This is a genomic window from Streptomyces canus (assembly GCF_030816965.1).
Lineage (GTDB): Bacteria > Actinomycetota > Actinomycetes > Streptomycetales > Streptomycetaceae > Streptomyces > Streptomyces canus_E.
The window spans coordinates 7,116,606-7,138,297 of record NZ_JAUSYQ010000002.1; the positions used below are offsets into that span (position 1 = coordinate 7,116,606).

Consider the following 21,692-nt stretch of genomic DNA (forward strand, 5'->3'; position numbering starts at 1 on the left):
CCCCGCCCTACTTGACCTCGTCTCGCCGCGCCAGCCCGAGAAAGGCGGCCCAAGTCCCGGGCGCCACACGGAGGGTGGGGCCGGTGTTCTTGGAGTCGCGGATGTGGACGGCGGACGGCTGGGTGGCGACCTCGATGCAGTTGCCGCCTTCGTTGCTGCTGTAGCTGGACTTGAGCCAGTGAAGTGCGGTGCTCATCGGTCTCCTAACAGTTCGTGCAGGTAGCGCACGCTCTCGTCGGGCGAGAGGGCCTGTGACCGCAGCATTCCATACTTGTGGTGATAGTCGCGGACCTCGGCAGGATCCTCGATGAGGAAGCTGGCGCGCTGTACTTCCAGGTAGACAAGGCGTTCGTCCCTGGGCGTCTCCAGCAGTGTCATGGGGCCGGCGAGCCCGGCATGCGGCATGCGGTCCATGGGCATGATCTGAAAACTCATGTGGAGCGGCGTGGTGTACGCCAGGATCTGACGGACCTGATCACGCATCACCTCAGGGCTGCCGACCTGCCGCCGCAGAATGCTCGGTGCCGAGCGCGGGATAACGAGAGTCGAACGGCGCGGCAGTAGTCCTTGGTCTGGAGGAGCCCCGGAACCAACTGAGTCTCGTACGACAGGAGGCTGACCGCCTCCTGCTCGTGATCCACCAACGACTGCGCGAACTGCACCACCTTCTCCCGCACCGGCATCCGCTCCACGAGCAGCGCCAACGCCCCCTTCGTCCCGAGCAGTTCGTCGAACTGTTCCGCGCGGTCCGGCTGGAGTGCCAGCCGCCCCTGCTCGATCGACCCCACGGTGTCGACGTGAACGCTCGCCGCCTCGGCGAACTGTTCCTGCGTCAGCCGGGCGTGTTTCCGATAGTGCGCCACGAGTGCGCCGACCGCTTGCCACGAACCGACCTTCTTCGACATGGTCGTCCCCTTTCCCCGCCCGCACTCCAAGTCCGCGTAGCGAGGTCGTAGTGATCAGGACTACGACCTCACTCACTGCCCCACGGTAGTCACTCCCTGTGACAGTCGTCCTGTGAACCCACAAGCCCAACTCCTCCACGCCCGCACCGCCCTCTACCCCCCCGCGACCGCAGGTCAGTAGCCGTGGCCAGAGATCTGACGCGCATCACCCTCACCGACTGGGGCGTGACCGAGCGGAGCGACGACGTCCTCCTCTGCGTCAGCGAACTCGCCACCAACGCCCTCCTCCACGGCGTTCCACCCAACCGCTGCTTCCGGCTCGACCTCGTCCACCTCGCCGACGGAGTCCTCCGCGTGGAGGTCCACGACAGCGGCTCGGGAGAGATCCGCATCCCGGACGCGACGCCGGAGTCGGAACACGGCCGCGGACTGCTGCTCGTGGCCGCGCTGGCCGACGACTGGGGTGTGCGGGAACGGGACTCGGGCAAGGTCGTGTGGTGCGACTTCGCGATCAGGGCACCGGCGGACTGACCGAGGGGCCACCCTCGGCGCGCGTCCTCAGCATGAAGACTCGGCGAGCTCCTCGAAGTCGCGAAGGCTCATCGCCCGGCCGTCGGCCCAGACCTGGCCGTACTTGAGCGCGTCGAGGTCGGCGGCGGTGAAGGTGACGGTGCCGTTGTAGGAGTCGCCGGTCACGTAGTGGCCGAAGCTCAGTGTGTAGTGGTGCTTCGGCAGCAGCCGCTGCGTGCCCCGGTGCCGGGCGCCCCAGGCGGCCGGAGGCGAGAACAGCGGGAAGTCGGCGTCTCCGCTCAGCTTCGTCTTCTTCACGAGCCACCCGGTGACGGATCCCTCCCCGACCGACCCGTTGAGCCCGGGCGTGCGGTAGCTGTCGTCCCCGCACGGCCTGAGCAACACGTACGGCGCCCCGTTCGCCCCTGCCCGGACCCCGGCCAGCGGCAGATCGACGGCCGTACACCCGCTCAACAGCCCCACGGCCCCGCCCACCAAGGCCACACCGACGATGAACCGTCGTCTCACAGCCCCACCCCCCGTCGCCTGCCGAGGATGGCACCGCTCAATCCTCGGTGCGACCACGGTTGTGCACCGGACGCGTTGCGGTCGTACAACTCGCCCGGGACGCCGGCGCCGACGACCGGGGCCGCGCGCTCGTCGGGCAGGCCCGGCTGATCGTCCAGCGGAAGGCGGCAGAGCGGATGACGGCCGCCATGGCCAAGCCCTTCGCCGACGCCGACCACCTGCTGCTGACCGGACACTACGGAGAGGCGGTGCGGAAGCTGACGCAGGCGTACCGGTCTGCTTGAGATGACCGCCTGAGAGGTCGGTTCCGGGAGGTTTCGGGTAGCTTCGAAGTATGAAGGCCGCAGCGCAGGCCGTAGTACGGACCCGGAGCCTTCCAGGGCTGCTGTTGGCCCTGGTGCTCACGGTCCTGGCCGTCCTGGCTGCGGGCGCCCCGCCCGTCTCCGCCACGACGAGCACGACGAGCGCCACGAGTGTCTCGGCCATCGGTCAGGCCCTGCGCAAGAGCCCCGTCTACGTCGATCCGGCCGCCGCGGCCCAGCTGTCCGCCAAGGACGCGGACGCCCTGGCGGACCGCATCACGAAGGCGGACAAGCCGCTGTTCGTCGCGGTGCTGCCCGCCGACTACCCGAAACAGGATCTCTTCACGAAGCTGCGCACCGCGACCGGCATCACCGGCCTGTACGCGGTCCGCCTGGGTGACGCCTTCGACGCCCGCGCCGACTCCTCGGTGCTGTCGCACCCGGCCGTACGGAACCTGGTGACGACCGTCCAGGGCGAGGGCACCCGCCCCCAGCTGACCGACTTCACCGCCGCCGCGGTCACCAACATGGGCGGCTCGGCCCCGTCGACCTGGCAGACCTCAGACGACGGGGGCGGGGTCTCGAGCACGGCACTGATCACGGTCGGCGCGGTGCTCGTGGCCGGTGGCGCGGGCGCGTACACGCTGGTGCGGCGCAACCGGCGCCGGCACGCGGAGGAGCAACGGGCGGCGCTGGAGAAGCTGCGGGTGGTGGTGGACGAGGACATCACGGCGTTCGGCGAGGAACTGGACCGGCTGGACTTCCACCCGGCCGAGGCGGGCGCCGACGACGCGATGCGCGCGGACTACGAGCGGGCCCTGGACGCGTACGAGCAGGCGAAGTCGCTCATGGGGGCGGCCACGAGACCCGAGGACGTGCGGGCGGTCACCCGGGCCCTGGAGGACGGCCGCTTCTCGCTGGCCCAGCTCGCGGCGCGCCGCGAGGGCCGGGCGCTTCCCGAGCGCCGGGTCCCCTGCTTCTTCGACCCCCGCCACGGCCCCTCCGTCACGGACGCCATCTGGACGCCGCCGGGCGGGGCCCCGCGCGAGGTCCCGGTCTGCGCCGCGGACGCCACCCGCCTGGCCGACGGCCGGGACCCGGTGATGCGCGAGGTCGACACCGACCAGGGCCGCCGCCCCTACTGGGACGCGGGCCCCGCCTACGGCCCCTGGGCCGGCGGCTACTTCGGCGGTGGCCTCCTCCCCGGCCTGCTGGTCGGCACGGTCCTCGGCAGCATGATGGCCACCCCCGCCTACGCGGCCGACTACGGCTCCGGTTACGGCGATTTCGGCGGCTACGAGGGCGGCGACCTCTCCGGCTCGGACTTCGACTCCGGGGACTTCGGCGGATTCGGGGGCGGCGACTTCGGTGGTGGAGGGGACTTCGGCGGCGGAGGGGACTTCGGGGGCGGGGGGTTCTGAGCGGGGGGCGGGGGTGCTGCGCGAAGGGTCGCACCCTCAGGGCCGACGGGGGCAGAAACCACGGGGTCCGGTGCGCAGCGCACCGGACCCGCAGCACAGAACCCGCCTCACCTCACAGTGACGCGGCCGCCGAAGCGATCGCCGAGGCGAACGTGGACACCTCGGTGTAGACCCCGGGCGCGTTCGCCCGGGCGCACCCTATGCCCCAGCTCACGATGCCCACCTGGACCCACGCGTTCGCCGAGTCCCGCCGGAACATGGGCCCACCGGAGTCTCCCTGGCAGGTGTCGACCCCGCCCGAGGCATACCCCGCGCAGATCTCCTCGTTCGCGATGAGTCCGCTGTACCCGCTGTATCCCCGGCAGGTGGCGTCGCTCACGAACGGCACGGTGGCCTTCAGCAGATACCGCTGCTGAGCCCCGCCCTCGGTGGCCGCACCCCACCCCGCGACCGTGAAGGTGCCGGTGTTGTACTGCGTCGTCGTCGCGATCTTCAGCGTAGGAAGGTTGATCGGCGCAGCGAGCTTGATGAGCGCCCAGTCCTTGCCGTCACCGTTGTACCCGGGAGCCCGGTACACGTACGTCGACTTGACCTGCACCCGCCCGCTGCTGGACTGGAGGTCCACGACCCCGGCGGTGGCGGTGATGCTGGTGTTCGCTCCGGTGCCGTTCACACAGTGCGCGGCGGTGAGCACGATCTGCTGGGTGTACAGCGCCCCGCCGCACCCCATGGACAGGCGCACCATGAACGGGAACTCGCCCTGTGCGGCACGGCTGCCGCCGACGACGGGCGAGGGGGCGGCCTGGGCGGCCGACACGGGCTGGAGGCCGGCGATCGCGAGCGCAACGGCTCCGACCGCCAGACATCTCTTGAGGGTCGTGAGGAGTGTCTTCAAGATGCCTCTTCCAGGTGAGGGGTGGCTTTGACGAGCTCATGCCAAATCCGAGGGAAAAGAAACGCCCAAGTTCTGACATGGGCCGGTCAAAGCAGTTGATGGATTATGGGAATCCTGTGAACTCACGCACAAGGGGTGCGATTCAGCCAGACGCAGGTGTCTCCGCGTCGGCGACCCGCTCCATCAACTCCGCGGCCGGCTCCGGCTCCCCCCGCCCGGTCGCGCTCAAGGACGCCCACGCCCCCGCCGGCCGGGCGTCCCGTTCGCCCATGTCCCTCTCCAGCGCGAGCCGCCCCGGCTCCGTGAGGGACAGCACCCGAGCGTGACCCCGCCCAGCAGCGTCGAGGTGGCCCGTCCTTGGCATCCGGAGCGACCATTCCGACCGCGGCCACCAGCGCGACGGCCAGGAATCCGGCGTTGGCGAGCGCACCCACCGCCCGGGTGCCGAGCGGCACCGGGAAACTGCCGGTCACCGCCCTGACGACAGGCACACTCAGGAGCACACCCGAAAACCCCAGCAGTGCCCGACGCCACGGCCACCGCCGGGCAAAGCCCGCCATCAAGGGCGCCCCGACCGCCATTCCCACGGCGAAACCGGACACGTCCAACTCCCGGGCGATGTCGCGCATCAGCCCGGGCAGCATGAACTCGGACGTCCCCTGCGCGAACACGGCGACACCGCGACACAGCGACACGGCACGCGGAACCGGCCGTACGGGCAGCGATGATGGCCAATCGTCAGACGGGCAGCACGGGGGCACCGCGCTCGCATTCTCCCGCGACGGACGTACGCTCGCCGTCGCCGGATCGGCCGGCAGCCCGCACCTGGGGGACCTGGCGTCGCAACGGCTCCTGGGGACCACTCTGCCCACCCCGGGCGCCGAGATCCGCGCACTCGCGTTCGGCCCCGACGGCACGCTCTACGCCTCCGGCACTCACATCCCCGTGCGGCGGTACGACCTGAACCCGGGCCATCTGATCACCGAGGTCTGCCGATGCGCCGGCTCCGGTCTGTCCGGGACGGCCTGGAAGACGTACCTCCCGGACCTCCCGTACCGGCGCACCTGCTGATCCGCGGCGACGGGGTCACGCGTTCCTGATCGCGGAGATGTCGAAGTTCAGCTTGATCTTGTCGGAGACCAGGACGCCGCCCGTCTCCAGGGTCGTGTTCCAGGTCAGGCCCCAGTCGGAGCGCTTGATCTCCGCCTTGCCCTCGAAGCCCACGCGCTCGTTGCCGAAGGGGTCCTTCGCGGCGCCGTTGAACTCGAGGTCGATGGTGACCGGCTTGGTGGTGCCGAGGATCGTCAGGTCGCCGGTGATGAGGTAGTCCTCGTCGCCGAGTGCCTCCGCCTTGGTGGAGCGGAAGGTCATCGTCGGGAACTCCTCGATCTTGAAGAAGTCCGCGCTCTTGAGGTGCCCGTCACGGTCCGCCGAGCCGGTGTCGATGCTGTCCATCTTGACGTCGAGGGAGGCCGTCGACGCGGACGGGTCACTGCCGTCCAGGTGCAGCGAGCCGGTGAACTCGGTGAACTTGCCCTTGACGTTGGTGACCATGGCGTGACGCACGGTGAAGCCGATCGTGGAGTGGGCCGCGTCGATCGTGTAGTCGCCGGTCAGTGCGGTCAGGTCGGTGTTCGTCATGGCGTGCTCCTTGGAGTGGTGATGTTGAATCTTGAACTACTCAACGCGAACGACCGTAGACCTATTCCATACAGGTTTCAACATCATCCGCGAAGTGTTGGCGTGATGGCCTCGAGGTGGTAGATGCCCCGGTATGAACCCGCAGCGCAGAGCCCTCGTGCGACCCACCCGCAGAGCCGTCTTACTCGCGGCGGCGCTCCTGGCCACCACCGCCCCGCCCGCCCGCGCCGCCGCAGCCGATCCCTACGACACCCTCCGCCGACGCTGGCTCGGCATCGCCCTCGGTACCGGATACGACCCGGCAGCGCAGCCGTACGCCGCCCGTCTCGCCGAGACCGGCGCACTCGCCCGCGGCTTCCGCGCCACCATGGCCCCGAGCGCCACGTCCCTCTGGCCAGGCCACCCCTACGACCCCCCGGCCGGCATCACCCGGAGCTACAGCCGCCTGTGGACCATGACCCAGGCCTACGTCCAGCGGGGCACCGGCTCGACCGGCGACGAGGCTCTCCTCGCGGACGTCCTCCGCGGCCTCGACCACCTCTGCGCCACCGTCTACAACCCCTCCACCACCCGCTACGGCAACTGGTGGGAATGGCAGATCGGCAGCCCCCGCCTCCTCATGGACACCGCGGCCGCCCTGTACGACCACCTCGGTCCGGACCGCGTCACAGCCGCCTGTGCCGCCGTCGACCACTTCATCCCCGACGCGATGCTCACCGACTACTCCGGCACCTCCACCGGCGCCAACCGCGTCGACCTGTGCCGCTCCGTCGTCCTGCGCGGCATCCTCGGCAGAGTCCCCGACAAGATCGCCCTCGCCCGTGACGCCCTCTCGCCGGTCTTCCCGTACGTCACGAAGGGCGACGGCCTCTACGCCGACGGCTCCTTCGTCCAGCACACCTGGGTCGCCTACTCCGGCACCTACGGCCAGGTCCTGCTCGACGGCCTCGGCCGCCTCTTCGCCCTCCTCGCCGGGTCCGAGTGGGAGGTGACCGACCCGAACCGGCAGACCGTCCTCGACAGCGTCGAGCGCGCCTACGCCCCGCTGATCCATGACGGACTGGTGATGGACAGCGTCAACGGCCGTGCCATCAGCCGCGGTCATCTCAAGGGCGACGACCGGCACGTCATGCGCGGCGACCACTTCCACGGTCAGGGGGTCATCGCCGCCATCGCGCTGCTGGCGGGCGGGGTGAGCGAGGGGGGGGGGGGGGGAGGAGCGGTTCCGCTGGCACGGCCTGGTGAAGGGCTGGATCGAACGGGACACCGTCACACCGATCCTGACCGCACCCCAGTTCGACGTGGCCGACCTCGCCCGGCTGCACGCGGTGGCAGAGTCACCCGTCCCCGCCACCCCCGAACCCGTCGGGCACACGCTCTTCGCCGCCATGGACAGGGCCGTCCACCGCCGCCCCGGATTCGTCGCGAACATCGCCATGGCCAGCGACCGCATCGCCGCCTACGAATGCGGCAACGGCGAGAACCCGCGCGGCTGGCACACCGGCGCCGGAATGCTCTCCTGGTGGGCCGAGGGCCGTGGCGGCCGGGCCGATCAGTACACGGACTGGTACTGGCCGACCGTCGACTGGTACCGCCTCCCCGGCACGACCGTCTCCACGAAACGTCTTCCCGACCGGGCCGGCGGCGAGTGGGGCGAGCCGAAGCCGGACGTCCGCTGGGTCGGCGGCACGACCGACGGCGAGTACGCGGCGGTCGGCCAGCACCTGAAGGGACTGGAGTCGACCCTTCAGGCCCGCAAGTCGTGGTTCTGCGTCGCGGACGCGGTGATCTGCCTCGGCGCGGGCATCACCTGCACCGACGGCGTCCCCGTCGAGACCGTGGTCGACAACCGCAACCTGGGGGAGGGCGGGACGCAGTCCTTCGTACGGGGACGGGGCTGGGCGCATCTGGAGGGGCACGGAGGCTGGCTCGTCCCCGGTGACCTGCGCGCCCTGCGCGAGGACCGCACCGGCGCCTGGTCCGACATCAACACCTCCAGTACGACCGAACGACGCACCCGGCGCTGGCAGACCCTCTGGCTCGACCACGGCACCGACCCCGTGGACGCCTCGTACGCCTATGTCCTGATGCCCGGGGCCTCCCGTCACGCCGTCGCCGCCCGCGCCGCCGACCACCACTGGCTGTCGGTCCTCGCCAACGACAGCGGGTGCCAGGCGGTCCGCGTCGACCACCTGGGCCTGATCGCCGCCAACTTCTGGCGGGCCGGCACCGCGGGTCCGCTCAGCGCGTCGGCCGGGGCGAGCGTGCTGGTCCGCCGCAGGGGTCGTACCGCTACTCTCTCCGTGGCCGAGCCACCCCGTTCGGGCGAACCGCTGGAGATCGTCTGGAACCGGCCCGTGCGTTCGGTCGTGCGCGCCGACGACACGGTCGACATACGCGCCACGGGCCGCCTGCTGCACCTGCGCGTCACCCCGGGGGCGGTATGCGCCACGCATGAATGTGAGGTGACTCTCACACCCTGACTTTGTAAGACCCCTACAAGCGGCAGGCCCCCTGAGCAGTCAGAACGCCTGCATGCCTCCCGGGTTCTGTTCAGTGGCACCAGGAAAACGGGCCGGAGACTGTGAGGAGTCGACGGCTCGCATTCCTCGCGGGTCTTCGTAAGGTCGCTACATGACCGTTTTGGATGATGCGCCGGGTGAGACGACGGGTGAGCCGACGGACGCGCGCGGGCGGGTGGCCGAACTGCACGGGATCCGTGCGGCGGCCTTGGCCGGCCCCAGCGAGAAGGCGACCGAGGCGCAGCACGCCAAGGGCAAGCTGACCGCACGGGAGCGCATCGAGCTGCTGCTCGACGCGGGTTCCTTCCAGGAGGTCGAGCAGCTGCGCCGGCACCGGGCGACCGGTTTCGGCCTGGAGGCCAAGAAGCCGTACACCGACGGTGTCATCACCGGCTGGGGCACGGTGGAGGGCCGTACGGTCTTCGTCTACGCCCACGACTTCCGCATCTTCGGCGGCGCGCTGGGCGAGGCCCACGCCACGAAGATCCACAAGATCATGGACATGGCCATCGCGGCGGGTGCGCCTCTGGTGTCCCTGAACGACGGCGCGGGCGCCCGTATCCAGGAGGGCGTCTCGGCCCTCGCCGGTTACGGCGGCATCTTCCAGCGCAACACCAAGGCATCGGGCGTCATCCCGCAGATCAGCGTGATGCTCGGCCCGTGCGCCGGCGGCGCGGCCTACAGCCCCGCCCTCACCGACTTCGTCTTCATGGTCCGCGAGACGTCCCAGATGTTCATCACCGGACCGGACGTGGTGAAGGCGGTGACGGGCGAGGAGATCACCCAGAACGGCCTCGGCGGCGCGGACGTGCACGCCGAGACGTCGGGTGTCTGCCACTTCGCCTACGACGACGAGGAGACGTGCCTCGCCGAGGTGCGCTACCTGCTCTCGATGCTCCCGCAGAACAACCGGGAGAACCCGCCGCGCGTGGAGTCCACGGACGCGGCGGACCGGCGCGGCGACGTGCTGCTCGACCTGGTCCCGGCGGACGGCAACCGGCCGTACGACATGACCAAGGTCATCGAGGAGATCGTCGACGACGGCGACTACCTGGAGGTCCACGAGCGCTGGGCCCGCAACATCATCTGCGCGCTGGCCCGGATGGACGGCGAGGTCGTCGGCATCGTGGCCAACCAGCCCTCCACGCTCGCCGGTGTCCTGGACATCGAGGCGTCGGAAAAAGCTGCACGCTTTGTCCAGATGTGTGACGCTTTCAACATCCCGATCGTCACTTTCCTGGACGTCCCCGGGTTCCTTCCGGGTGTCGACCAGGAGCACGGCGGAATCATCCGCCACGGCGCCAAGCTGCTGTACGCGTACTGCAACGCCACCGTGCCGAGGATCTCCCTGATCCTTCGCAAGGCCTACGGCGGGGCGTACATCGTCATGGACAGCCAGTCCATCGGCGCCGACCTCACCTACGCCTGGCCGACGAACGAGATCGCGGTGATGGGTGCCGAAGGTGCCGCCAACGTCATCTTCCGGCGTCAGATCGCCGAGGCCGAGGACCCCGAGGCCATGCGGGCCCGCATGGTCAAGGAGTACAAGTCCGAGCTGATGCACCCGTACTACGCGGCGGAGCGCGGCCTGGTGGACGACGTGATCGACCCGGCGGAAACCCGCGAGGTACTGATCCGGTCCCTGGCGATGCTCCAGTCGAAGCACGCCGACCTGCCCTCCCGTAAGCACGGCAACCCTCCGCAGTAACCCCGCGGACCCTCCGCGACACCCTCGCGGAAACCTCTCTCACGGAGACTGTGACCTATGAGCACCCCTGACATCCGCGTCGAGAAGGGCCACGCCGAGCCCGAGGAAGTCGCCGCGATCACGGCGATCCTCCTGGCTCGCGCGGCGGCCGCCCCGTCGTCCACCCCGGCCCACCGAGCCCGCCCCAAGGCCGGCTGGCGCCGCCTGGAGCGCGAGGGCGGCTTCCGGGCCCCGCACAGCTGGCACTGAGCCGTAAGCACGTCTAAGGGCCCCTCTCCATGAGAGGGGCCCTTAGACGTGCCCCGAAGGGGCGCGGGGCTGTATCGACTTGCGGCTCCGCCGCGTGGGCGCGACAAGCCACTGGGCCGCCGCAGACGGCGCGCAACCGTCCGTGGCAGCCCAGTAGCCGCAAACAGAACCACTTACCGCAGGCGAGCCATCAACGCGTGCTCCACGAGAGTGATGAGCGCCGACTTCGCGTCCGCACGGTGCCGCGCGTCGGTCGTGATGATCGGCGTGTCCGGCCCGATCTGCAAAGCCTCCCGGACCTCGTCCGGGTTGTACGGCTGGTTCCCGTCGAACCCGTTCAGGGCGATCACAAAAGGAAGCCCCGAGTTCTCGAAGTAGTCGACAGCCGGGAAACAGTCGGCAAGGCGCCTCGTGTCAACGAGGACGATCGCGCCGATGGCGCCGCGCACCAGGTCGTCCCACATGAACCAGAAGCGGTCCTGACCGGGCGTACCGAAGAGGTACAGGATCAGGTCCTGGTCGAGGGTGATGCGGCCGAAGTCCATGGCGACCGTGGTGGTTGTCTTGTCACCGGTGTGGGTGAGGTCGTCGATGCCCGCCGAAGCTGACGTCATGACGGCCTCGGTGCGCAGCGGGTTGATCTCCGAGACGGCGCCGACGAACGTGGTCTTGCCCACGCCGAAGCCGCCGGCCACCACGATCTTCGCGGACGTGGTGGAGCGGGAAGGCCCTCCGCTAGAGCTTGCGAAGTCCACTGAGCACCCTTTCGAGCAGTGTCACGTCTGGCTGGCCGCCGGCGTTCTCGTCGCCGCCGGGCTGATGGATGGCGACCAGGCCCGCCTCCGCCAAGTCGGCGACGAGGATCCTGGCCACGCCGAGGGGGATGGTCAGCAACGCCGAGATCTCGGCTACCGACTTGATCTCCCGGCAGAGGTTGCAGATCCGCTGATGCTCGGGCAACTGGCCCTGCATCTGGTGCGGCTGCGCGGTGGTGTGCACCAGCGCCTCGATGGCGAGCTGGTAGCGCGGGCGGGTTCGGCCGCCCGTCATGGCGTACGGGCGCACCAGAGGATTGCTGGCGCCTCCCGCGGGTGAAGGCTCAGGGGTGCGTCGCTGCGGCTGCACGGGCTGGATGCGCGGGGCGGGCGGCTGGTCGTACGGCGACGGCCCGGGGCCCTGCGGGGCGTACGGCTGCTGACGCCGCTGGCTCGGTGCGGAGGGGAAGTTGTAGCGGTTCGGGTTCTGGGAACCGTCGTTCTGGCCCTGGCCGGGGCCGTACGACCAATTGCCAGATGAACCACCTGGGGGTGTTGCCACGTTCTCTCCTCCTCCGACTGTGCCGGGCACCCATCACGCTGTGTGGAGCCGCGTCCCGAAACCTTACGGCCCCGGGACGCCAAAACGCACCGTCTGTCTGTCAGTTGAGCAAGCTGCCCTGGAGCTCCGCACGCAGATCGGGCGTCAGGACCGAACCGGCTCGGTCCACCAGGAGGGCCATCTCGTACCCAATGAGGCCGATGTCCGCCTCGGGGTGCGCGAGCACCGCGAGCGAGGAACCGTCGGATACGGACATGATGAACAGGAATCCCCGCTCCATCTCCACAACCGTCTGATTCACGGCGCCGCCCTCGAAGATGCGCGAGGCACCCGCGGTCAGCGAGGTCAGACCGGAGGCGACGGCCGCAAGCTGGTCGGCTCGGTCGCGCGGAAAGCCTTCGGACATCGCCAGAAGGAGTCCGTCGGCGGAGACCACCACGGTGTGGGACACCCCCGGGGTGTTGTCCACGAAGTTGGTGATCAACCAGTTCAGGTTCTGCGCCGCCTGGCTCATCGGGCTCACACTAACGCTCCTGGTTGTAGGTGCTGTCAGAACCGAAGCCCTGACCGTTCGTTTCACTGCCTGCGTTGCGACCCCGCTGGACACCACGACGCAGATTGCTCAGCCTGCCCCTGACGTCCTCGGGAGCACGGGAGACCGATGGGCCCCCCTGGGGGGTGGATTCGGCGGCTCCCTCGACCAGGTTGGCCTTGGGCACCCGCCGCGGCAGACCGGAGGAGGTGACCCCGCCCGCCTTGGGCTTCCGGAGCTGGGAGGCCTGCTGCCAGCGCGCGTCGTTGGCCGAGCGCCAGGATTCACCGCCGCCGTTGCTCTCCGGCGCGGAGGCCGACGGCTCCTGGTTCGCGTGCCGCGTGCCGTTGGCGCCGCTCCCGGTGGAGCCACGGCGGGGGAGCCCGGCGTCGGTCAGCTCGTGACCCACGGTGGCGGGGGCCGGCCCCGGACGTTCGAAGCCTACGCCGTTGCGCTCACTCACGTCAGCGGCCTGCACAGATTCCGCTTCCGGAGCGTACTGGTCCGGGTAGCCGTTCTGGTAACCGTCCGGCTGCGGCCAGTCATCCTGGTAGCGGCGCTCCTCGAACCCCGAGAAGGTCTCCGGCGCGGCCGCGTGCACCGCCGCGGGCTCCTCCTGGACCGGCTCCGGATAGGAGGGCTCCGGGTAGCCGCCACCGGCGGAGAAGGTGTCGTTCTGCGGCAGGCCGCCGTTCTGCGCGAAGTACGGCTCGTCGTACGCCGGGCGCTTCGGCTCCTCGTACGCGGTCTGCCGCTGCTCCTCGTACGGCGCCTGCTGCGCCTCCTCGTACGACGTCTGCTGGTCGTACGCGGCGGGCTGCTGCTCCGGGAGGCCGCCCCGGCCGTTGTCGTAACCGCTCTGCGGGGCGCTCTGGGGAGCGTCGAACGCGTCGGTGTACGCCGGGTTCGGACCCTGGAGAGCGCCCGGCTCGCCGCCGTTCTGGGACTCCAGGGCCGCGCGGCGCTCCTCGCGCATCAGCGAGCGGCCGACCGGGTCCAGCTCGCGTATGTCGTCGGGGACCTCGGAGTAGCGGCTGTCGTCGAAGCCGAGCTCCGCGGCCGTACGCATCGGCAGGCCGTTGTTGAAGTTCTCGCCGCCGAAGTTCTGCTCCGGGATGATCTGCGAGACGGTGAACTCGTCACGGTCCGGCTGGTGCTCGCCGCCGCCGCCGTGGGTGATCGCGTCCGGCAGCATGACCAGCGAGGTGGTGCCGGCCTGCTCGCCCGAGGGGCGCAGCTGGACGCGGATGCCGTGCCGGTCGGACAGCCGGCCGACCACGAACAGACCCATGCGCTGGGAGATCGCGGCATCCACGGTCGGCGGGTTGGCCAGCTTGTGGTTGATGTCCGCGAAGTCCTCGGCGGTCAGGCCGATGCCCTTGTCGTGGATCTCGATCATGATGCGGCCGTCGGGCAGCCGGGTCGCGGTGACGCGGACCTTGGTCTGCGGCGAGGAGAACGTGGTGGCGTTCTCCAGGAGCTCGGCGAGCAGGTGGACGAGGTCGGTGACCGCGCGGCCGTGGATCTCGGCCTCCGGGACGCCGGACAGCTCGACGCGCTCGTACTGCTCCACCTCGGAGGAGGCGGCGCGCAGCACGTCGACCAGCGGGACCGGCTGGTCCCAGCGGCGGCCGGGCTCCTCGCCGGCGAGGACCAGGAGGTTCTCGCCGTTGCGGCGCATACGGGTCGCGAGGTGGTCCAGGCGGAAGAGGTTCTCCAGCTGGTCCGGGTCGGCCTCGTTGTTCTCCAGGTCGGTGATCAGGGTCAGCTGGCCCTCGATCAGCGACTGGTTGCGCCGGGACAGGTTGGTGAAGATCGCGTTGATGTTGCCCCGCAGCAGCGCCTGCTCGGAGGCGAGTCGTACGGCCTCGCGGTGGACCTGGTCGAAGGCGCGGGCGACCTCGCCGATCTCGTCCTTGGTGGTGATCGGGATCGGGGCGACCCGGGTGTCGACCCGGCCGGGGTCGGTGCGCGAGAGCTGGTCGACCAGCATCGGCAGGCGCTGCTCGGCGATGCCGAAGGCGGCGTTGCGCAGCTGGCGCATCGAGCGGGACATCTGGCGGGCGACCGCACCGGCCAGGATGAACGCGAGGAGCAGGGCGACCACGACGGCGGCACCCACGATGAACGCGTCGCGCTTGGCGTCGTCGGCGATGCTCGAGGCCTCGTTCACCGCGGTGTCGGCCAGGTCGGTCTCGATCTGGCGGTAGGCGTTGTACTTGAGGGTGTTGACCGCCCACCAGTTCTCGGCGGTGATGCCGTCCTTGCCGAGCGCCTCACGGGCGCTCTCGTCCATCGACGGCAGCTGGGCGAGGCTGGAGACCATGTCCACGGGGTTGGACGGCGGCGGGACGTAGTTCGGGTTCTTGGCCGCGGCTTCTTTCGCGAGCGCCGCGCCCTCGGCCTGGATCTGCTTCTTCGCGGTGTCGAGCTTCGCCGCGTCGGCCGCGGTGCCACCGCCGACGTACTCCTCGACGGCGATGCCCTCCAGGTACGCGTACGAGGAGAGGGCGACCTTCTGGCTGGCGAAGCTGCTCAGCCCCGGGCCGGGCTTGATCAGCAGGTGCATGCCGATGGAGCGCTGCAGCGACAGGGCCGCCTTGGTGAGCTCGATGGCGTAGACGGTACGGCCGTAACTGGTGATGTTGCCGGTGCCCAGGCCGAGCTCGTTGGCGAACTCCGTCAGCGGGTGCGCGATCTGGGTGTAGCCCTCTTCGGTCTTCACGCCGGTGAGCTTGGAGGAGGTGTAGGCGCCGGCGCGCAGCGTCTGGAGCCCGTCCTCGCCGTCCCGGAACAGTGTGAGGCGGCGCTGCAGGCCCGCCTTCTGCGGCATGTTCTGGGCGGCCTCGTCGAAGGCGTCCGCGGCCTCGTCGGTCTTCTTGCGCGCGGCGACGACCGTGGCGTTGTCCTGGCCCTGGCCGCTGAGCAGCGGGAGGGCGGAGCTGTCGCGCTCGTTGTAGAGGGCGTCGGCGTAGCTGAGGGAGGCCCGCACCAGACGCGCGGTGTTCTCCGCGTCCTCGGCCTCACGCCAGGTGTCGATCGAGCTCTTGACCTGGAAGCCGCCCATGACGAGGCCGACGATCACGGGTATGAGCAGGATCGCGTTCAGCCGGGTGGGCACCCGCCAGTTGCGTGGGGAGAACCGGCCGCCGCTGGACGACGGCGCGGCCGTCGAGTCCGGACCGGGCACAGGGGCGGGCGCCGCTCCGCGCGGCGGCGGGGTGAAGTTGCCCCGGGCCGACGGCTCGGGACCGTTCTTGCTTCGCCTCACTCGACCAACAACCTCTCGGAGGGGTCGGCACCTACGTTGTGCCGCAGTCTCTCAGAGCCCAGTACGTCATCGACTGATGAGTACGTCTTTGACTATTGGGCAGTTCACGCATTCCAGCACGACGGCCTGCACACCTCCAAACAGTGGTACGCACGTATTCCGCGTGATGTAAGCCCCAGATAAAACGGTCATAAAGAACGAGCCCCGTCAAAAGACGGGGCCGTTGTGAGCGCAGCGAGACCGGTTGGCAACCACGCGTGGCCGTACCACCCGATTCCTCTGCCGAAACGTTATGAACGCCGGGGCCGACCGTGGCAAAGACCACAGCCGGCTCCGGGACATCTACGACAACTGCCGTATGACGCTTTTGATTTGGGAGCTGATCGACATGCCTTCGGGGCGTTACCGCAGACGTGCCATGAGGGCGTGCTCGACCAGCGTGATCAGGGCACTCTTGGCGTCCGACCGGTGCCGGGCGTCCGTCGTGATGATCGGTGCGTCCGGCCCGATCTGCAGGGCCTCGCGCACCTCCTCGGGAGCGTACGGCTGGTGCCCGTCGAAGCCGTTGAGGGCCACGACGAAAGGCAGACCGCTGTTCTCGAAGTAGTCGACCGCGGGGAAGCAGTCGGCCAGACGCCGGGTGTCCACCAGCACCACCGCGCCGATGGCGCCGCGGACCAGGTCGTCCCACATGAACCAGAAGCGGTCCTGACCGGGCGTACCGAAGAGGTACAGGATCAGGTCCTGGTCGAGCGTGATGCGGCCGAAGTCCATGGCGACCGTGGTGGTCGTCTTGTCACCGGTGTGGGTGAGGTCGTCGATGCCCGCGCTCGCGGACGTCATGACGGCCTCGGTGCGCAGCGGGTTGATCTCGGAGACCGCGCCGACGAACGTGGTCTTGCCCACGCCGAAGCCGCCCGCCACCACGATCTTCGCGGAGGTGGTGGCCCGCCCCGCGTCAGAGCTTGCGAAGTCCACTGAGCACCCTTTCGAGCAGCGTCACATCGGGAGCGCCGCCGTTGTTCTCGTCGCCGCCCGGCTGGTGGATGGCCACCAGTCCGGCCTCGGCGAGGTCCGCGACGAGGATCCTGGCCACACCGAGCGGCATGGCGAGCAGCGCCGAGACCTCGGCGACCGACTTCACCTCACGGCACAGGTGGCAGATGCGCTGGTGCTCGGGGAGGAGCCCCATCAGCGCCGCCGGGTCGGCCGTGGTGCTGATCAGAGCCTCGATGGCGAGCTGGTAGCGCGGCCGGGTCCGGCCGCCGGTCATCGCGTACGGCCGTACCAGCGGCTGGTCGCCCTCATCCTCGTACGGCTCCGCGTACGGATCATGAGAGGCGGTGGGCGGGGTCATGAATCCTCCGGGCGGGACAGCAAGTCGGTCGGGCAAGCCGTCTGAAGAGGCCGGTGGGGGGATTGTGGCGGCCGGACGGTGATTTGGTGAGACGGGTGGATCCGTGCGGGTCAGTGGAGCAGACTGCCTTGCAGCTCAGCTCGCAGGTCGGGCGTGAGCACTGCGCCCGCGCGGTCGACGAGCAGTGCCATCTCGTATCCGACCAGGCCGATGTCGCATTCCGGGTGGGCGAGAACCGCGAGCGAGGAACCGTCGGAGACGGACATGAGGAAGAGGAATCCCCGCTCCATCTCCACGACGGTCTGGGCCACGCTGCCGCCCTCGAAGATCCGTGAGGCACCCGCTGTGAGCGAGGTCAGCCCCGAAGCGACGGCCGCCAGCTGATCGGCACGGTCGCGCGGGAAGCCCTCGGACATCGCCAGCAGAAGGCCGTCGGCGGACACGACGACGGTGTGGGACACCCCTGGGGTGTTGTCCACAAAGTTGGTGATCAACCAGTTGAGGTTCTGTGCCGCCTGGCTCATCGGGCTCAACTAACGCTCCTGCTGGTGAGTGGGGTTCGGGAAGCTGCCCGTCTGGCCGTTGCCGCCGACCTGACGACCTTGCGCGATACCCCGACGGAGATTGGTCAGCCGACCGCGCACGTCGTCAGGCGCACGCGAGACAGCCGGACCGCTTTGGTGCTGTTGCTGCTGAGCGGTACCCGGGACGAGGTTCGCCCTGGGCACCCGGCGCGGCAGACCGGAGGTGGTGACACCGCCCGCGGCCGGCTGGCGGACACGTTCCGCCTGCCGGACGAGGTCGTCGTTGGGCGAACTGCGCCAGCCCGCGGAGGCCGCAGGCCGTTGCGGAGCGCCGGCAGAACTCTGTGGGGCCGCGGGAGCCTGCTGCTGCCGCGGTGCCTGAGCCGGGGAGGAGCCGTTGCCGTTGGTTGGCTGCCCCTGTCCCTGCTGCTGGCTGCCGTGGAACCAGTTGGTCTCCAGCGTGTCGTACAGCGGCGTCCGGCCGTCACCGGGACCCGCCGGCGGCAGCGCCTCCGGCTCCTGGCGGACCGGCCGCTGCTGCGGACGCGGCGGCATGGGCGGCCGCGGGGCGCCGAAGTCGGCGCCGTTGGCCTGGGGGCGCTCGAACTGGCCCGTGGACGCGGGGTCCTGACGACCCGGCAGGGAATGCTGGCCGGTGGAGCTGCCGTCATAGCCTGGCATCGCGAACTGGCCGGTCGAGCCGCTGTCGTACGCCTGCGGCGTCGCGAACTGCCCGGTCTGCGAACCGCTGTTCGGTCCGGGCGGAGTACCGAAGACGTCCGGACGGACGAACTGGCCGGTGTTCTGCGGGTCGTTCGTGACGGGGCGGGGGAACTCACCCGTGTCCTGGGGTCCGTTGTATCCCGGCCGCGGGAACTGGCCGTTGTTCTGCGGGCCGACCGCACCCGGACGGGGGAAGTCGCCCTGCGGACCGTTCGCACCCGGCCTCGGGAACTGGCCGGTGTTCTGCGGCGCGTCGAAGTCCGGCCGCGGGAACTCGGAGGTGCTCGCCGGGCCCCGGTGGTCGTCGATCCGCGGCATCCGCGAGGTGGCGGCCGGGTCCTGCTCGTCGTGCCCGCGCGGGACGTCGAGCGAGGCGCGCGGCACCGGCGGCTGCGCGTTCTCGTCGCTCCAGCTCGGCGTGCGGGGCTGCTGGTTGCCGCCCGGCAGCTCGGCCCGCGGACCACCGCGGCCCGGCAGCTGCGGCCGACGGCGCCGGCCACCCGGCTCGGGAGCCTGGCCGGCGTTCGGGGCCTGCGACTGCGGGGGCACGGGACCCCGGCCGCCGAAGGCGTCCTGGCCGCCGCCGAAAGCGTCCTGACCGTTGAAGGAGTCCTGACCCGGACCGCCCGTGCCCGCGGCCTGGAGGCCCTGCGGAGCACCCGGCGCCTGGCCGCCGAACCCGGCACCGGCGGGAGCGGGCCGGCCCTGCGGCGGCGTACCGGGACCCTGCGGTCCTCGCGGTCCGCCCGGCGCACCGGGACGACCGTCCTGGCCACTGCCGGGCAGTGCGGCCCGCGGTCCCTGACCGGAGCTGAGCCGTCCGCCCGAGGGGGCACCGGCACCGAGAGCGCCACCGCCCGCGCCACCGGGCGCACCGCCAAGGGCACCGCCCTGGCCGTTGCCGGCGCCACGACGGGCCGCGGCCACACCGGCGGCGGCCTGAGCCGCCGCGGGGGTACCGGGGGCACCCTGGCCGGGCTTGGGCTGGGGCTTCTTGCCGCCCTGGGCGACATCCACGGGCAGCATGACCAGCGCGGTCGTACCACCGGAGTCGGACGGGCGCAGCTGGATGCGGATGCCATGGCGCTGCGACAGCCGGCCGACCACGAACAGGCCCATGCGGCGGGAGACGGAGACGTCCACGGTGGGCGGCGAGGCGAGCCGCTCGTTGATCGCGGCGAGGTCCTCGGGGGAGAGGCCGATGCCGGTGTCGTGGATCTCGATCAGCACCCGGCCGTCGGGCAGCGCGTGACCGGTGACCTTGACCTTGGTCTGCGGGGAGGAGAACGAGGTGGCGTTCTCCAGCAGCTCGGCGAGCAGGTGCACGAGGTCGTTGACCACGCGGCCGGCCACTTCGGTGGTCGGCACGGAGGCCAGCTCGATGCGCTCGTACTGCTCCACCTCGGACGCGGCGGCACGCAGCACGTCGACCAGCGGGACCGGGCGGGTCCAGCGGCGGCCGGGCTCCTCGCCCGCGAGGACGAGGAGGTTCTCACCGTTACGGCGCATGCGGGTCGCGAGGTGGTCGAGCTTGAAGAGCGAGGACAGCTGGTCCGGGTCGGCCTCGCGGGACTCCAGTTCGGAGATGAGCGAGAGCTGACGCTGGATGAGGCCCTGGGAGCGGCGCGAGAGGTTGGTGAACATCGCGTTGACGTTGCCTCGCAGCAGGGCCTGCTCGGCGGCGAGGCGGACCGCCTCGCGGTGCACGTCGTCGAAGGCCGCGGCCACCCGGCCGATCTCGTCCCGGGAGTGCACACCGACCGACTCCACGGACGTGTCGACGTCCTGCGGGTCGGACTCGGACAGCTGCTTGACCAGCTCGGGCAGCCGGTCCTGGGCGACCTTGGTGGCGGTCTCCTGGAGGCGGCGCAGCGAGCGGATCATGGACCGGGCGACGACGAAGGCGCCGACCAGCGAGACACCGAGCACGAGCAGGATCAGCGCACCGGCGATGATCGCGTCGCGCTCGGTGGCGCTGCGCAGTTCGCGGGCCTTCTGCTCCATGTCCTCGAGCAGCGTGTGCTCGATGCGGCCCATCTCCTGGATCTTGGTCGAGCTGTCGTCGACCCAGTCCTTGTAGGAGCGCTTGTCCAGGTCGGCGAGGCCCCCCTGGCGGCCGAAGGCGCGGCCGGCGTACTGGTCGGCGGCCTCGATGTTCGAGTTGCCGTCCTCGATGGGCTGGAGGAGCTCCTCGGCGTTGTTGTCGCCGTAGATGCTCCGGAAGGTGTTGAGGTCGGACGCCTCACTGTCGAGCGCACCCTGGCCGTACAGCCGGTCGGTCTCGGAGAGGCTGCCCAGTGTGCTTTTGTTCGCGGGCAGTGCCGCCGCGAGGATCGCGCGCTGGCTGGACGCGTACTCCTTGGCGGAGGAGAAGGCCGCCAGGGCACGCGTGCTCTGGATCATCTCCGGGTTGCTGGTCGCCTGGGCCATGTCCTGCGAGAGGTCGAGCAGGTGGGTGATCAGGCGGTGGTAGGACTCGACCGTCTGTGTCGCGTTGCCCTTGGTCTCGTAGGCGTCGCCGCGGATCTTGCCCAGCGTGTCCAGGTCGCGGACGAGGCCGACGAGGCTGTCTCGGACGCCCTGGAGGTTGCTGTCCTTGCCGGCGGTGTCGATGTCCTCGGCGGCGGCGATGAAGTTGGTCGCGGCCCGGTCCGTCTTGTCCCGGTAGCCCTTGACCGTGATGTTGCTCGCCGTGGAGTCGTGCGCCAGCGGACCGGCCGACTGGTCGCGCTCCTCCTGGAGGGCCGCGGCCAGCTCGGTGGCCTGCTTGGTCATCTCCGTCAGCAGCTTCATGTTGTCGAGCTGCTGGATGTCGTCCATGGAGTCGTTGATGCGCAGCGCGCCCAGCGAGGTGGCTGCCACCACGGGGAGCGCGAGCAGCGACACCAGGCGCGTGGAGATGCGCCAGTTGCGCAGAGCTACGCGTGATCCCGGGCCGTTCGGGCCCTTCGGCGGCTTCACCGTCGGCTTGGCCGCGGCCGCCGGGCCCGAGGACGCCGACGTGCCGGGGCGCCCGGGGCCGGAACCGCCGTCGATGGACGGGGCCGGGCCCTGGTTCTGGGCGTGCTGGGGGGAGGAACTGCCGACATTGGGGCCAGTCCCGCCGTGCTGCTCCGGCTCGGCCGAAGCGCTGCCATCCCTCTTGAAACGTCCCTGCACTAGCGTCGCAACCTCTGGACCAGGCGCTCCTCCGCAGGACGGCGGAGCACGGTGTCGGCGTTGTGGGGAGCGCCCTGAATGCGCACCCCGGGTGGTCTGAGTGACCGGCGCTGCTCCCCCTTACTCAC

General features: G+C 70.2%; 20 protein-coding genes and 2 pseudogenes. 7 read left to right on the forward strand and 15 right to left on the reverse strand.

Features of this window, described 5'->3' with window-relative positions:
- Positions 1 to 7: 7 nt before the first annotated feature.
- The 3 genes from QF027_RS33790 to QF027_RS33800 are packed head-to-tail and all read right to left on the reverse strand — an operon-like array spanning position 8 to position 905.
- Positions 8 to 196: a DUF397 domain-containing protein gene (locus QF027_RS33790; RefSeq protein ID WP_306975986.1), complete on the reverse strand. Its 189-nt coding sequence runs from the start codon at positions 194 to 196 to the stop codon at positions 8 to 10.
- Positions 193 to 483 carry a Scr1 family TA system antitoxin-like transcriptional regulator gene (locus QF027_RS33795; protein WP_307078908.1) on the reverse strand — a complete coding sequence of 97 codons (291 nt, stop codon included), beginning with the start codon at positions 481 to 483 and terminating at the stop codon, positions 193 to 195. The genes QF027_RS33790 and QF027_RS33795 overlap by 4 nt, the downstream gene beginning before the upstream one ends.
- Positions 483 to 905: a helix-turn-helix domain-containing protein gene (locus QF027_RS33800; RefSeq protein WP_307078910.1), complete on the reverse strand. Its 423-nt coding sequence runs from the start codon at positions 903 to 905 to the stop codon at positions 483 to 485. Before QF027_RS33800 ends, QF027_RS33795 begins: the two co-directional genes overlap by 1 nt.
- 183 nt (positions 906 to 1,088) lie before the next feature.
- On the opposite strand from QF027_RS33800, the gene QF027_RS33805 reads away from it, so the two are divergent.
- A complete protein-coding gene (locus tag QF027_RS33805) occupies positions 1,089 to 1,436 on the forward strand; it encodes an ATP-binding protein (RefSeq protein WP_307078912.1) in 348 nt (115 codons plus the stop codon).
- Positions 1,437 to 1,463: 27 nt separating this feature from the next.
- Here the strand turns inward: QF027_RS33805 and QF027_RS33810 are convergent, their stop codons facing one another.
- Positions 1,464 to 1,943, reverse strand: coding sequence for a hypothetical protein (locus tag QF027_RS33810; protein ID WP_307078914.1), 480 nt, complete (start codon positions 1,941 to 1,943; stop codon positions 1,464 to 1,466).
- A gap of 92 nt (positions 1,944 to 2,035) precedes the next feature.
- Between QF027_RS33810 and QF027_RS33815 the strand changes: the two are divergent.
- Together QF027_RS33815 and QF027_RS33820 are read left to right on the forward strand one after the other, a co-directional pair.
- Positions 2,036 to 2,227: pseudogene (locus tag QF027_RS33815) on the forward strand (hypothetical protein); the annotation flags it as partial.
- Positions 2,228 to 2,277: 50 nt separating this feature from the next.
- Entirely contained in the window at positions 2,278 to 3,666 is a 1,389-nt protein-coding gene (locus tag QF027_RS33820; protein WP_307078916.1) for a hypothetical protein, read from the forward strand.
- A 112-nt stretch (positions 3,667 to 3,778) separates the two neighbouring features.
- On the opposite strand, the gene QF027_RS33825 is transcribed toward QF027_RS33820, so the two are convergent.
- Together QF027_RS33825 and QF027_RS33830 are read right to left on the reverse strand one after the other, a co-directional pair.
- Positions 3,779 to 4,561, reverse strand: a complete 783-nt coding sequence (locus tag QF027_RS33825) for a S1 family peptidase (protein WP_306975978.1) — start codon at positions 4,559 to 4,561, stop codon at positions 3,779 to 3,781.
- Between the two features lie 142 nt (positions 4,562 to 4,703).
- Positions 4,704 to 4,877, reverse strand: coding sequence for a hypothetical protein (locus tag QF027_RS33830; RefSeq protein WP_306986860.1), 174 nt, complete (start codon positions 4,875 to 4,877; stop codon positions 4,704 to 4,706).
- A 41-nt stretch (positions 4,878 to 4,918) separates the two neighbouring features.
- Here QF027_RS33830 and QF027_RS49725 point away from each other — a divergent pair, with 41 nt between their 5' ends.
- Positions 4,919 to 5,632, forward strand: coding sequence for a WD40 repeat domain-containing protein (locus tag QF027_RS49725; RefSeq protein WP_373432447.1), 714 nt, complete (start codon positions 4,919 to 4,921; stop codon positions 5,630 to 5,632).
- A gap of 15 nt (positions 5,633 to 5,647) precedes the next feature.
- Here QF027_RS49725 and QF027_RS33845 read toward each other — a convergent pair whose 3' ends face one another.
- A complete protein-coding gene (locus QF027_RS33845; RefSeq protein WP_307078920.1) occupies positions 5,648 to 6,202 on the reverse strand; it encodes a YceI family protein in 555 nt (184 codons plus the stop codon).
- 133 nt (positions 6,203 to 6,335) lie between these two features.
- Here QF027_RS33845 and QF027_RS33850 point away from each other — a divergent pair.
- The 3 genes and pseudogenes from QF027_RS33850 to QF027_RS33860 all read left to right on the forward strand — a co-directional run bounded on the left by QF027_RS33850 (position 6,336) and on the right by QF027_RS33860 (position 10,681).
- Positions 6,336 to 8,685, forward strand: a pseudogene (locus QF027_RS33850) (polysaccharide lyase 8 family protein).
- 151 nt (positions 8,686 to 8,836) lie between these two features.
- The gene (locus QF027_RS33855; protein WP_306975969.1) at positions 8,837 to 10,432 is read left to right on the forward strand and encodes an acyl-CoA carboxylase subunit beta; all 1,596 of its coding nucleotides are present in this window, start codon (positions 8,837 to 8,839) and stop codon (positions 10,430 to 10,432) included.
- A 57-nt stretch (positions 10,433 to 10,489) separates the two neighbouring features.
- A complete protein-coding gene (locus tag QF027_RS33860; protein ID WP_057616439.1) occupies positions 10,490 to 10,681 on the forward strand; it encodes an acyl-CoA carboxylase subunit epsilon in 192 nt (63 codons plus the stop codon).
- 173 nt (positions 10,682 to 10,854) lie between these two features.
- Here QF027_RS33860 and QF027_RS33865 read toward each other — a convergent pair whose 3' ends face one another.
- From QF027_RS33865 to QF027_RS33900, 8 genes are all read right to left on the reverse strand, one after another.
- Positions 10,855 to 11,436, reverse strand: a complete 582-nt coding sequence (locus QF027_RS33865) for a GTP-binding protein (protein ID WP_026248371.1) — start codon at positions 11,434 to 11,436, stop codon at positions 10,855 to 10,857.
- The gene (locus tag QF027_RS33870) at positions 11,417 to 11,998 is read right to left on the reverse strand and encodes a DUF742 domain-containing protein (RefSeq protein WP_306975964.1); all 582 of its coding nucleotides are present in this window, start codon (positions 11,996 to 11,998) and stop codon (positions 11,417 to 11,419) included. Before QF027_RS33870 ends, QF027_RS33865 begins: the two co-directional genes overlap by 20 nt.
- 100 nt (positions 11,999 to 12,098) lie before the next feature.
- The gene (locus QF027_RS33875; RefSeq protein WP_007384910.1) at positions 12,099 to 12,512 is read right to left on the reverse strand and encodes a roadblock/LC7 domain-containing protein; all 414 of its coding nucleotides are present in this window, start codon (positions 12,510 to 12,512) and stop codon (positions 12,099 to 12,101) included.
- Positions 12,513 to 12,522: 10 nt separating this feature from the next.
- On the reverse strand, positions 12,523 to 15,801 hold the full coding sequence (locus QF027_RS33880) for a sensor histidine kinase (RefSeq protein WP_307078922.1): 3,279 nt from the start codon (positions 15,799 to 15,801) through the stop codon (positions 12,523 to 12,525).
- A 402-nt stretch (positions 15,802 to 16,203) separates the two neighbouring features.
- A complete protein-coding gene (locus QF027_RS33885; RefSeq protein WP_007384912.1) occupies positions 16,204 to 16,779 on the reverse strand; it encodes a GTP-binding protein in 576 nt (191 codons plus the stop codon).
- Complete coding sequence (locus QF027_RS33890; protein WP_003973454.1) at positions 16,760 to 17,158, reverse strand: DUF742 domain-containing protein; 399 nt, start codon at positions 17,156 to 17,158, stop codon at positions 16,760 to 16,762. Before QF027_RS33890 ends, QF027_RS33885 begins: the two co-directional genes overlap by 20 nt.
- A 110-nt stretch (positions 17,159 to 17,268) precedes the next feature.
- Positions 17,269 to 17,682 carry a roadblock/LC7 domain-containing protein gene (locus QF027_RS33895; RefSeq protein ID WP_003993189.1) on the reverse strand — a complete coding sequence of 138 codons (414 nt, stop codon included), beginning with the start codon at positions 17,680 to 17,682 and terminating at the stop codon, positions 17,269 to 17,271.
- Positions 17,683 to 17,691: 9 nt separating this feature from the next.
- A complete protein-coding gene (locus QF027_RS33900) occupies positions 17,692 to 21,564 on the reverse strand; it encodes a sensor histidine kinase (protein ID WP_306975959.1) in 3,873 nt (1,290 codons plus the stop codon).
- Positions 21,565 to 21,692: the final 128 nt, after the last annotated feature.